This window comes from Bacteroides ilei (assembly GCF_900128495.1).
In the GTDB taxonomy this organism is placed as follows: Bacteria; Bacteroidota; Bacteroidia; order Bacteroidales; family Bacteroidaceae; genus Phocaeicola; species Phocaeicola ilei.
The window spans coordinates 344196-357315 of record NZ_LT635801.1; the positions used below are offsets into that span (position 1 = coordinate 344196).

Consider the following 13120-nt stretch of genomic DNA (forward strand, 5'->3'; position numbering starts at 1 on the left):
ATTTCTAATTTTGAAAAGCTTTAGTTACTATGAAGCGCAGAGATTTAACCTTATTTATTATCTAAACTAAAAACACGTATGAATCGATTACTGCTTTTAAAAAGAGTATACTCCACATTTTTGCTGAGTATGTTCTGTGTGCTTGCATTTGCACAAGGTAAACAGATTTCCGGTATCATCAAGGATAGTACGGGTGAGCCGATGATCGGTGTGAATGTATTGGTGAAAGGTACTACCAACGGTACTATTACAGATTTTGACGGTAAGTTTACCCTTGATGGTGTGAAGAATTCTGATGTACTTACCATCACTTATGTAGGTTTTATTCCACAAAATATTAATGTTGGTAGTCAAAATTCTTTTAATGTAGTTTTAAAAGAAGATACTGAATCACTTGAAGAAGTTGTTGTTATTGGTTATGGAACTGTAAAACGGCGTGATTTGACGGGATCGGTTGCATCTGTAACTGGTGATAAACTTGCAGCTAATCCTGTAGCAAATGTTGCCCAGGCTTTACAAGGGCAACTTCCAGGTGTGAGTGTAACTTCTCAGGATGGTCGTCCGGGAGCGGGAATGTCAATCCGAATCCGTGGTGGAGGCTCTATTACTCAGTCGAATGATCCGTTGTTTATTGTTGATGGTGTTCAGGTAAGCGGTATTGATGATATTCCGGCTGATAACATTGAAAGTATTGATGTATTGAAAGATGCGGCTTCTACTGCTATTTATGGTGCACGTGGAGCAAATGGTGTAATATTGGTTACGACTAAGGGGGGTAAAGAAGGTAAAACTTCTGTAAGATATGGTATGTATTATCAGATTAAGAAAAACCCGGAAGTTCTGGATGTAATGGATGCTTATGATTATGTATTGTCTACATGGGCGTATGCAACTGCTTATGGCGATTCTTATGGTGATGGCGTTGCCAGATATTTTGGTCTTGGATCTAATTATGGAAATCATCTGAGTGAATATAAGGGAGTGGCTTCTCATAATTATGTTAATGATATTATGAGAACTGCTGGTACTTGGAATCATGATCTTTCTCTTTCTGGTGGTACAGACAAAACTAAGTATTATGCATCTGTGAACTATACGGATGATGAAGGTACCCGTCTCAATTCCGGATATAGCCGTTGGAGTGCAAACTTCAAACTTACTCAGAAGATTAATAAAGCTTTAACCTTTGATACGGATGTACGTTATAATGAGACAAAGATTGAGGGTACAAAATTTGAATATGCTACTTCAGCATTTACTTATCGTCCGGTAGACAATCCGCTTGGTGATCCTGATTATACAACAGGTTTAGGTCAGGGGGAACCGAATGTAGAAGATTCCTCTAATCCATTGTTGTTGATTGATAATTATCAGAAAACAGTGAAACAGCATAGACTCCGTGCTAAGACTGGCTTGACTTGGGAGATTATTAAAGGTCTTACTGCTAAAACTGAATTGTCGTTAGCCCGAAATTGGAAAAACACAGAAGATTGGGATGGTGGTTTGGAAGCTGGTTATAGCACTGCTAAATTGACTAAGGCTGATGGCTATAATGTTCGTTGGGCTACTACGTTGAATTATGAGGTCCAAGGTTTGGGCGATGATAATAGCTTATCATTCTTAGTTGGAAATGAAGTCTTGTCATCAAAGACTAATGAGTCCTGGATTTATGGGTCGGGCTATCCTTCTGGATTTACAATGGAGGATGCTTTCGGTATGATTAACATGACTACTCCAAGTTTGGGTAAGGATGAGTTTGGAACAACTGTAGGCACTGCAACTCATACCAATTCTTACTTTGGTCGTGCTAATTATTCATATAAAGGACGTTATTTGTTGACTGCGACATTCCGCGCTGACGGTTCTTCTAAATTTGCTCCGAATCATCAGTGGGGGTATTTCCCGGCTGCTGCAGTTGCATGGCGTATCTCTGATGAACCATTTATGGAAGGTGCAAGAAATTGGTTGGATAATTTGAAACTTCGTCTTTCTTATGGTACTTCAGGTTCTGATAATATTGATGCTTCTTTGTGGAAAGAAACTTGGACAACAGAAAATATTGTTGTTGATGGTCAGAATGTGACAACTTATGTGCCAGGTGAGATGCAGGGTAATCCTGATTTGAAATGGGAGACTACTATTTCGCGTAACGCGGGTTTAGATTTCGGTTTCTTCAATGGCCGTATTCGTGGTAGCGTAGATTTCTATTGGAATACGACAAAGAACATTTTGATGAAGATTCCAGTTGATGCTTCTGCTGGTTATAGCTATCAATTCCAGAATGTAGGACAAACTTCTAACAAAGGTGTTGAATTGGCTTTGGGCGTTGATTTGGTACGTTCAAAGGATTTTAACTTGAGCTTGAACATGACTTATAACTTCAATAAGAATAATATTGATGACTTGAATGATAACGCATTGGCAGACACTCATACCGGTTGGGGATCTTCCATGAGAAAACCGTATTATGACTATATAATCCGTGAAGGTGAACCTGTTGGTGTAATTCAAGGTTTCAAATCTGCCGGATTCTATACAGTGGATGATTTCAATTATGTGAATGGTGTATATGTTCTGAAAGATGGAATCCCTGATATCAAGAGTATTGTAAACTATGTAGGTTCTCAATATTTCAATCTTCCAGAGGGTCAGACAGCATTCCCAGGTATGGTTAAGTTTGAAGATGTATCGGGTGATGGTGTTGTCAATGATGATGATGCAACGATTATAGGTCGTACTATGCCGAAGCATACTGGTGGATTTACCTTGAGCGGCAATTATAAGAACATTGATTTTTCTGCAGGATTCACTTATCAGATAGGTGGTGATATCTATAACGCCAATGCGATGCATGCCATGATGGGTAATAAGGATAATGATTTAGGAGCTAACCGTTTGGCTATTTATAATGATTGCTTTAAGATTTATGATGTTGATTCAAACGGTGATTTGTTGTTTGTGACTGCTCCTGATGAGTTAAGAGCTTTAAATGCCAATGCTAAATATGCATTGCCATGGTCGGAATATGGACTCGCTTCATCTGAATTCATTGAAGATGCATCATATTTGCGTTTACAGACTTTGACAGTTGGTTATACATTCCCGAAAGCATGGACACAGAAGGTCGGTATTCAGAATGCACGTATCTATTTTACAGGAGGTAACTTATTCTGTATTAGTGGATATAGTGGAATAGATCCAGACGTTAATACAAATAGTGATGCCGGTGGTGATGGCTTCCCGACTCCTAACTATGATTATAATTCTTATCCGAAAGCAAGAACTTATACATTCGGTCTTAATGTGACATTCTAATAATGGAGATCTGTCTTATGAAAAAATTATTATATACAACTCTTTATTTAGCAGGGATTCTTACTGCTACAACTTCTTGCGAAGACTATTTGGATACAAGTTCTCCATCAGTAGTGGATGCAGATTTTGTATTTTCTAATCCGGAAACAGCTCGTGCTGCTATGGATGGTGCTTATGAACAATGGCGTGATTGTGCTCAAAACCAAGTCTTTGGTGACGGCTTGTTTTATGGTGCAGATGTTACCGGTTCTGATATTGAACGTCATCCCGAGGCTTTCAGTAATCAGCCTGGGCGTCATTATCCTGAAGGCCTCTATCAGAATGGTACTTACACCAGTTCATATGGCTTGTTGTCTTATATGTCAGAAGATGGTGCATATGCTAAATTGTATAGTGTAATCGGTAAGGCTAATGCTGTGATTACCGCTATGCAATCGGCTGATAATTTTGATGAGATAATTACCAATGCAACGGAACCTTCTGAATTGAGCCAGATGTATGGTGAGGCTATAGCTATGCGTGCTACAGCTTATCGTGAATTGTTGCGGAATTTTGGTGATGTTCCTTATAGTGCAAATTTTGGAGTTGCAGCCGGTGGTTTGGTTTCTCGTGATTCGATTTATGATATCTGTTTAAGAGATTTGCTTCAAGTTGAACCATTAATGTATCCTGTTGGTTCCATACCCAATATCAACAGAGCTAATAAAAATTATTTTTCTCAGACATATGTTGACGGTTTGATTGGACGTATGGCTTTGGATGCTGGAGGATATCAGACTCGGCGTGGCGATGTACCGGCCGGATTCTATAAAGATGGTGAAGGCAATGTCCTTACATACGAACAGATGGGTCAGACCAATGCTGCTGCGGGTAATGCCGTTTATGCTCGTCGTTCTGATTGGAAAGAAAAATATCAGTTGGCAAAGACTTATTTTAAGAAAGCCATAGATAATCCGGGTTCTGCAACTTTGCATCTGACAGATCCTCGTAGTGGTGATAAAGGTCGTATTTATGATAATCCTTATCAGTATTTCTTTGAGCAGATGCATCAGGAGGATGCGGTTTATGCTGATGAATCTATTTATGAGTATCCGATGCAGCAAGGTGGCGGTAATGATGCCCGTTCTTATTCAATGGGACGTGTTTCCAGTGGAGGTAGTAAGAATGCTTATCCATGCAAGGCGTATGGACAGGCCCGTATTAATCCGGCGTATTATTATGGAGTATTTGATCCGCAGGATAAACGTCGTGATGTCAGTGTCAGCGTAACAGGGAGTACAGGTGCTGGTGTTGAAAAATTGATACCATTTACACCTAATTCAAAAGCTGAAGGTGGTGGCTTGAGTTTGAATAAATGGGATGAAAACCGTCAGACTAATCCATGGGTAGCTGCTCAGCGTAAATCTGGCATGAATGGTCCGTATATGCGTATTGCAGAAATGTATTTAGGATATGCTGAGGCATGTGCGGCATTGGGCGAAGATGGTGAGGCAATTACTTATTTGAAAATTATACGCCAGCGTTCATTCCCTGCTGGCAAAGATAATACTGATCAGTTCATTGCTTCTTGTGGTAGTACATTGAGGGCTGTCATTGAAGAACGTGGCTTTGAATTTGCTGGAGAAGGTGATCGTCGTTGGACTCTGATCCGGACTGGATTTTTGCCTGATGCTATCAAGAAAGTTAAGGATATGACTCGTGCGATGATAGATGGATTAAAGGCTCAGGGTTATTATCAATTTGATAATGGTAATGTCATTTCTAACTATGTATGGACAAAATTGGTTGATGCTAAATCAATATATGGATATCGTTTGACCGCTCAATGTCCGGAAGGGGAAGAAGATGATCCGGTATTGTATCCGGGATGGCGTGGTCAGAATGACGATTGGGAAAGCTTGGGCCTTGATTATGGAACATCTACTCCTGCTACAAATTTGGCAATAAAAGGTTTGTTCAAGCACATTGAACCGGGCAGTGCGGAGGCACAAGCTCTTGAAGCTGATGGCTATACCAAAGTAAATTGGGGTATTGATTTAGTTAATAATGATGATGAATACTATAAGTATTTCTTCTATGATTATGATTATCAATCAGCTCCTGTATATTTGTGGCCATTTACTCCGAATGTTTTGTCGAATGGAGGCTTTACGAATGGTTATGGATTCAAGCAAGAATAATATTGGATAAGTATTTATAAAATGATTTTAAAAACAGTAGTGAGAATAAGATTTTTTCTTATTTTTACTACTGTTTTTGTTTAATGCTTATTCGCTCTGCTATGTTTGTTTTACGTTCTGTTTCTGTTTTATTCTTTTTGTTTTTCTTGTGTACCGGTATCTATGGAGGTCCTGATTATTCTTCATTGGATCCGTCGTCACCAATTGAGTTCCTGGGTGACAGAATCCGCTTTAAAGGGAACGAAATACAACTTGATGAGAAGAACTTCTTTGTCGATGGCAGACTATCGGATGAAGACGTTGACAGATACCCTTATGTATTCAATTCATTTGTAGATGCAGTAACACATTTGAAACCGGGAACTTCTGAAGAGGACAGGATGACGGTATATCTGGCCCCTTATGTATATTGGGTGGACAATCCTGATGATCCGGCAGTGCGTGAACCGGAGTATGGCAATGTGCCTTTCGGAATGGAAATCCATTGTCCATGGCTCAAGTTACAGGGACTTACCGATAATCCGGAGAATGTGGTTCTGGCATCGAACAGAGGCCAGACTCAAGGTGCTGTAGGGAACTTTACTATGTTCTTTTTTCATGGGGACGGTATTTCATTGAATAATCTGACTTTAGGAAATTATTGCAATGTGGATTTGCGCTTTCCACTAATGCCGGAGTTGAATCGTGACAAAAGGATGCCGGCAGTTACGCAGGCACAGCTGGCTTTTGCCGATGGAGACAGACTGGAGGCACATGACGTACGTTTTATCAGCCGGTTAAATTTGTGTCCGCTCAATGGAGGGAAGAGGACATTGTTTGATAGATGTTATTTTGAGAGTACCGATGATGCTTTGTGCGGAACAGGTGTCTACCTGGGATGTACATTCATATTTTATGGATCCAAACCTTTCTATTCCACTTCCGAGACCGGTGCCGTATTCCTGGACTGTGACATTTATTCCAAATGTGGAAGTCGTCAGTATCTTACTAAAGTGGAGAGTCCGATGATCCTGGTTGATTGCCGTTTTCATGCGGACACACCGGTTTATCTGGGGTGGAATCAAAATCCGTCATCAGCTTTGCGGTGTTATCAGGCGGGTGTAACCTGTAACGGGAAGGAGGTCCTGCTGAGTGAGGATGTACCGGGTATTACCGTAAAGATGGATGAAAAGGCTTTACTTGATGCCTACAAATTCTGTTGGAAGGGTGAAACTATTTATAATACATATAATCTGCTGGCTGGTAATGACGGGTGGGACCCGATGCATATAAAGCCCTTGGTTGATGCTGCGGCAAAAGAGAGAAATATCAGTTTGTCGGGGTTACCTGTGTATGTGGGATTACAGCCGGATTTTCTTCGTGTGCAGGCTGGTGAACCCTTTGTACCGGTAAAGGCTGTAGTGAAACGGTGGGGAGGATATGAAGCTTGTAATTCTAGTCTGAACTGGTCGGTCAGTGATTCGGCATCGGTAGCGGTGGTTGTAGCTTCCGATGCTTTGTCTGGACAGCTTTCTGGAATTAATACGGGTGATTCAGTCCGTCGAGTTCTTGTCTGTGCAGAAACGTCTTCAGGATTGTGCGGTGCGGCCGAAGTGGTCTCGGTTCCTTCTTATTTGCCGGAGCCGGCCTTTATCCGGAAGCCGGTAATAAAAAGGACAGGCGACGGAAGGCTGAAGGTATGTTATTCCTTGGATCTGGAAGGACGTAAGGATGAATCTTTAATTACTTGGTACCGGTGTACCGGTACTTCGGGAGAGAATCCGGTAAAAGTTTCGGTATCGCGCCTTGACCAGCCGGAGTATACCTATAGATTGAGTCCGGGAGACATAGGGCATTATATCATGGTTTCGGTACAGCCCAAACATCTACGCTGTTTACCGGGGAAAGCCGTAACGGCCTGTCTCCGTAAGGCAATAGACGCCGATGAAATAAAGGAACCTAAACGTTATTATACCGATTTTCAGAATTTTCCGGCAGAATACCAGCCCCATGTGATTCCTGGATATTGGACGGTGGATGGTTATAAGCCGCAAGATACATCTGAATACCCTTGGGAACCGCAAGCCGACAGTTGGTATTACGGTGAAGGATTCGATGCAGCGGTTGGGACGGGATTGATGCAGAAGGCCAAAGGCGCCCGTTTGTTATATACACCGCTTTCGGGTGAGTATGGTGACATGGATATAACCTTGCTGGTTGATCCGTGTAAACAGGCGGGGCAGGGTTTTGGAAGTGCTACTGGACAATATATGGATATCTATATCAAATTCGATACACGTACCCTTAGCGGTTATGCTTTGAGAATTGTCCGTACGGTAAAGTATCATAAGGCAGTCGATTTCCAACTGGTAAGATATGACCATGGCAAGGTTACTGAATTGGGAGACCCTGTTTCGGCTACCTGCTATCTGACCGGATGTACCATTCATTTATGGACCAAAAACGGGAACAAACTGTTTGCACACGTCGAAACAGAATCGGATCAACCTGAACCTTCCGATCCGAACCTGAAAAAGGAAGTCAATCTGCAGGCTGATATCATACCCAACTTTTTCGGAGGAACAGGAGTGCAGCATACAGGTTCTGCGGGCCCTAGCGCCACTATGCTTCATGAGTTGGAAATAAAGTGGAATTAGTGAGAATAATAAAGCATCAGGTCTTTTTTATGCCTCATGCTATAAAAGACCTGATGCTTTATTTTATTGACTGACAGGGAAATCTGCTATTATTATTTTTTCAGGAATGTATCGCGCATCGGTGAGAAGCAGTCTATGAGCATGCCGGCTTCAAGGCATTTACATCCATGATGGATGTTCGGTTCCATATAGATGGCATCACCGGCCGATACTGTTTTGGTCTCATTACCTACCGTAAATTCAAATTTACCGCTGGCTACATAGGTAACTTGGGTATGAGGATGTTCATGGGCTGCTCCGCATGCTCCTTTTTCAAATTTCACCTTTACCATCATGATGTTGTCATTGTAACCCATAATTTGTCGGGTAACGCCTTGGTCGGATGTTTGTTCCCATTCCTTTTCTGCTTCGAACATGAACGGCTGGCTACTTACAGTAATGGCTGGTACGGTATTTTCTTGTACTACAGCTGTGCTGTCGGTATCATTGGTTACTGCCGTATTTTCTGCTTTTCCGTTACAGCTGTTCAGGCCAATAAATGATAGAGCCAATGTTCCTGCCAAAAGGATTGATCTTGTTGTATTCATGATATTTGATTTTTAAAATGTTCTACAGCAAATATACGGAATTAAAATGATATCCTTCTTTAAAATAAAAAAATGTTGGGAAAAAGCGTGTTATCCTTCAATAATAAGAAAAAAATGATTAAATTCGACATCTAATCTTTTGAACCAATCTAAAAAACAATCTAATTAAATGTAAACATGAAAGACACGTTGAGGCATTTGTTTTCAAGGGCCGGATTGACGCTGCTGTTAGGGGGAGGTCTGACCGTAAGTATACAAGCCCGTTCTATGGCGGATAACCGGAATGAGATTCTTAGTACGATGAAATCGGTAACCCATTATATGATGGACAGTGTGAGTTATCGTGGTGGTTTTGTGTGGAATTATCTGCCCGATCTGTCCCGTTCATGGGGAGAGATGGAGGCGAAACGTACGATGGTATGGATCCAGCCACCGGGAACTCCGTCGATGGGGCATCTGTTGTTGGACGCTTACCATGCAACAGGTGATGAATATTATTATGAGGCGGCCAGGCAGGTGGCCAATACCTTGATCTGGGGACAGCTTGAATGTGGCGGATGGAATTATGTGTTCGATTTTGCCGGTGAGAATTCGCTGAAGAGCTGGTATGATACTGTCGGGAAAAACGGATGGCGACTGGAAGAATTCCGTCATTACTATGGTAATGCTACTTTCGATGATTTGGGGACAATTATGGCGGCCAAATTTCTGCTCCGCATGTATGTTGAAAAGAACGATCCGGTATACAGGGAACCGCTTGAAAAGGTTATCCATATGGTGCTTGAAAGTCAGTATCCGTCGGGAGGATGGCCGCAGCGTTTTCCTCTGAAATACGACCATCCTTTTGAAGGGAAGGATGACTATTCTTCTTTCATTACCTTGAACGATGAAGTGACTCCCGAGATTATTGATTTTCTGATTCAGTGTTATCAGTCTGCCGGTCTGCAAAATATAAAGGAGCCTATCATGCGTGCCATGTATCTGATGATAACATTGCAGCAGGGAGAACCGTATTCCGGATGGGCCGACCAATATACGGTAACTGATTTGAAACCGGCTCATGCCCGTTCATACGAGCCGCGTAGTGTGAATACAGGTACTACAGTGGGCATGATCTATCAGATGATGGAGTATTACAAACTTACTGCCGATACCCGTTTCCTGTCGGGGATTCCTGCGGCCATCCGTTTCCTTGAATCTCAAAAGCTGCCCGCATCTGAGGTGAAGAAATGGCGTCGTCAGCCACGGAATTCCGATGAGATTCTTGTGCCCCGTTTTGTAGATCCCGATACGGGAAAACCCTTGTATGTACATCGTCGGGGAGGTAATATACATAACGGGAAGTATTACATAGACCAGAACATAGAGAATACCATCGTTCATTACAGTTCGGCTACCTACGTCAATCCTAAAGCTTTACGTAAGGCTTATGAAGAGGTAAAGAAACTGGACCGGAATGAATTGTTGAAGGCATCTCCGCTGATGTCAGATGAATTGATTCCATTGCCGAAATATTATAGTCGTCTTCCTTTTGCAGCTGCAGATGAACAGGCTGTTTCCGCTTTGGTTGATGAGGCGAAGAAGGACGGATGCTGGTATTCACAGTTGAGCAGCATATCAAATCCTTATAAGGACTACAATGGAGAAACGGGGAAATATGACGACAATAAGTATTCCGAAAAGATGGTAGGTGATGAGTATGATACATCACCATATCCCTGTGATGAAGATATAAAATGTATATCTGTCAAAAATTACATTGAAAATATGATGTTACTGATTAAGGCATTGGGAAAATAGCTGTTACAGAGAATATATAAAACAAGAAATCCGGATAAAGGTTTGAATGATAAATACTTTTACCGGATTTCTTGTTTCAGAGTTCAAAAATATCTCAGTCGTTTTTCAATGCCTTGTCAATCATGGCCTGGAGGTTCTGGTAATGGCTCTTGACAATGCCTGAAGTAGAGTTGGCCGCAGCTTTGATGGTACGGTTCAGCTCAACCAGTTGTCCGCGTGCAATAGCCGGGGCATCCGAATAACTGTAACGTTTGGTAAGGTTGCTGTCCGCTTCTTTATCGGATTTGTCAAGCAGATTGATCAGATCCTGTACGTAGGCTTTCTGAAGGCTTCTCCGGCACAGATCCGATTTTGACGGATTGCTCCAGATACATTGTTTCAGGTCATTGAACATTTGTGTCGATGTATAGGCTTTGCTACCGTTGGTCATTTCGTTTTCGCTCATCTTGTTCAGTGTGTTTTCACTGATCAGGCGTGAAAGAATGTTGGCCTGGAGAGCGTTGATGGAATTCATTGGAACAATTCTCGCCTTAGTTGCCAGTTCCTTGTCAATCAACCATTCGGGGGTAGTGAACAACTGTTCGTTCAGGAATTTCACGGCGCGTTTCTGGATGTCGGCCGGGACGAATTCACGTGCGATACCGTCGGTCTGTTCTACGGTGATATTGTTACTGTAGATGCCTGCAACGTTTTTGGCTACGTGTCCCATGTAACGCGTGAATTGTGCGAACACTTGCATGTAGACGTTCTGGGCGCCCGTATACGACTTGTTTGGCTCATATGACCATTTCAGAATGTTCGGCATGATACGTTTCAGGTTTTTGATGCCATATTCACTAGCCAGCATGGAGTCATCACCCAAGTCTTCACTTTGATTGCGCGGATCATTCGGGTCGGATTCGGTTCCGAATGTGTAACGTTTGTCCGATTTCAGTTTGGCGATGATGTCCTTGTTAGAGAATTCCACTTCGTCTTCTGCTGTCTTGAATTGAGGCAACCAGCGGTATCCCCATTCGATAGACCATTTGTCGTATATACCGATACGGGGGAATATGCCGGCACGTGAAATGCTGTCTTCCGGTTGTGCCACATAGTTGAACCGGGCATAATCCATGATAGAAGGTGTATGTCCGTTGGCTTCCACCCATGCCTTGTCTCTCAGCTTTTCTACCGGTATGGTAGCTGATGATCCGAAGTTATGACGTAGTCCCAGGGTATGTCCTACTTCGTGTGAGGAGACGAAACGGATAAGTTGTCCCATCAGTTCGTCATCGAACTGCATTTTCTGTGCGGCTTCATCAATGTTTCCGGCCTGTATCATGTACCAGTCGCGTAACAGGCTCATTACATTGTGATACCAGTTGATATGGGTTTCCATAATTTCTCCGCTGCGCGGGTCGTTGATATGCGGTCCGCTGGCATTGGCTATTTCAGACGGTTTGTATACAATGGCCGAATGGCGTGCGTCTTCCAGGCTCCAGCTTGGGTCGTCTGTCGGAGCTTCGAGAGCGTAGATGGCATTTTTGAACCCGGCTTTTTCGAAGGCTGCCTGCCAGTCGTTTACTCCTTGTATCAGGTAGGGAACCCATTTCTTTGGAGTTGCCGGATCGATATAGATAACAATCGGTTTTTTCGGTTCTACCAGTTCACCGCGCAGGTAGGCTGCTTCGTCTTTCGGTTCCAGCCGCCAGCGGGTAATGAGCTGTTTGTGTTCAATACCTTGGGGATTGCTGTCGAAGTCGGTATAGCTTACAGTAAAATATCCGACTCTCGGGTCGAACAGACGGGGTTTCATAGGTACTTTCGGAAGAAGTACCATGGAGCTGTTCAGTTCATATGTCAAAGGGGTACTCGGGCTACCTGTTTCGAGGAAGGAGTTGTAATTCTTTCCCTTCTTGGGCTGGTAAGTTACTACTGTGGACAGTTCGATATTCTGCGGGAAGGCTTTCAGGGTATCGATGTAGGATGCATTGCTTTCGAATGTCGTCAGTCCGATGTCCTCTTTGCTCTGGCTATCGAATGAGAACAGTGCGTTTTCTTTCTGGGCCAGTGCACCGATGTTGATGACATAGTTCCGTACCGATCCACTGTCTCTTACAGCTTCCAGGTTGAAGTCGGCTACGATAGGCTGTATATTGGAGTTCTTGACCGACTGATACATTCCGTCTTTATCGGTAGAGCGCTCACGGAACGAATATTCCCGGACGAAAATTTTGTTTTCGGGACCGTTTTCGAACCGGATAACCTTGCTGCCTATGATGTCTCCCGGATAACCGATCTTTTCTTTCTGCTTCCCGGTGGGAGCTTTGCTTATTCTGTTCACGACCAGGATGTCGCGGTTCATCATGGAGTCCGGAATCTCGAAGTAGTAGTTATTGTCCACTTTATGTACCGTAATGAATCCGTATGTACTTGCAGCCTTGCCGGTAATGACACTGCTGTATGCTTTCGGGCCTTTCTTGGCCGACGAAGTTGTGGTCGCTGCCGCTACGGGCGTCTTTTTCTCCTTTTTCTTGAAGATTTTAGCGTTGGCGTCCGTGGTTGTACCTGCCAGCATCAGTGCGGCCAATGCAAATGCTGGGATTTTTAACATTTTCATAAT

6 protein-coding genes are annotated in these 13120 nt (G+C 42.9%); 4 read left to right on the forward strand and 2 right to left on the reverse strand.

The features are described 5' to 3' along the window. The first annotated feature begins 78 nt into the window (after positions 1-78). The 3 genes from BQ7489_RS01470 to BQ7489_RS01480 all read left to right on the forward strand — a co-directional run bounded on the left by BQ7489_RS01470 (position 79) and on the right by BQ7489_RS01480 (position 8131). Positions 79-3315: a SusC/RagA family TonB-linked outer membrane protein gene (locus BQ7489_RS01470; protein WP_072529749.1), complete on the forward strand. Its 3237-nt coding sequence runs from the start codon at positions 79-81 to the stop codon at positions 3313-3315. Positions 3316-3317: 2 nt separating this feature from the next. Continuing rightward, positions 3318-5495, forward strand: coding sequence for a RagB/SusD family nutrient uptake outer membrane protein (locus BQ7489_RS01475; protein WP_083580422.1), 2178 nt, complete (start codon positions 3318-3320; stop codon positions 5493-5495). A gap of 101 nt (positions 5496-5596) precedes the next feature. Further along, complete coding sequence (locus tag BQ7489_RS01480; RefSeq protein WP_072531972.1) at positions 5597-8131, forward strand: pectinesterase; 2535 nt, start codon at positions 5597-5599, stop codon at positions 8129-8131. A gap of 92 nt (positions 8132-8223) precedes the next feature. Here the strand turns inward: BQ7489_RS01480 and BQ7489_RS01485 are convergent, their stop codons facing one another. Next, positions 8224-8718: a cupin domain-containing protein gene (locus BQ7489_RS01485; protein ID WP_072529751.1), complete on the reverse strand. Its 495-nt coding sequence runs from the start codon at positions 8716-8718 to the stop codon at positions 8224-8226. Between the two features lie 177 nt (positions 8719-8895). Here BQ7489_RS01485 and BQ7489_RS01490 point away from each other — a divergent pair, with 177 nt between their 5' ends. Then, the gene (locus BQ7489_RS01490; protein ID WP_072529752.1) at positions 8896-10518 is read left to right on the forward strand and encodes a pectate lyase; all 1623 of its coding nucleotides are present in this window, start codon (positions 8896-8898) and stop codon (positions 10516-10518) included. A gap of 94 nt (positions 10519-10612) precedes the next feature. Here BQ7489_RS01490 and BQ7489_RS01495 read toward each other — a convergent pair whose 3' ends face one another. Then, complete coding sequence (locus BQ7489_RS01495; protein WP_083580424.1) at positions 10613-13117, reverse strand: zinc-dependent metalloprotease; 2505 nt, start codon at positions 13115-13117, stop codon at positions 10613-10615. Between the last annotated feature and the right edge of the window lie 3 nt (positions 13118-13120).

Coding starts and splice junctions, on each gene's coding strand:
- BQ7489_RS01475 (WP_083580422.1), top strand. CDS start 3,318: ATGGAGATCTGTCTTATGAAAAAATTATTATATACAACTCTTTATTTA.
- BQ7489_RS01495 (WP_083580424.1), bottom strand. CDS start 13,117: ATGAAAATGTTAAAAATCCCAGCATTTGCATTGGCCGCACTGATGCTG.
- BQ7489_RS01480 (WP_072531972.1), top strand. CDS start 5,597: ATGTTTGTTTTACGTTCTGTTTCTGTTTTATTCTTTTTGTTTTTCTTG.
- BQ7489_RS01470 (WP_072529749.1), top strand. CDS start 79: ATGAATCGATTACTGCTTTTAAAAAGAGTATACTCCACATTTTTGCTG.
- BQ7489_RS01490 (WP_072529752.1), top strand. CDS start 8,896: ATGAAAGACACGTTGAGGCATTTGTTTTCAAGGGCCGGATTGACGCTG.
- BQ7489_RS01485 (WP_072529751.1), bottom strand. CDS start 8,718: ATGAATACAACAAGATCAATCCTTTTGGCAGGAACATTGGCTCTATCA.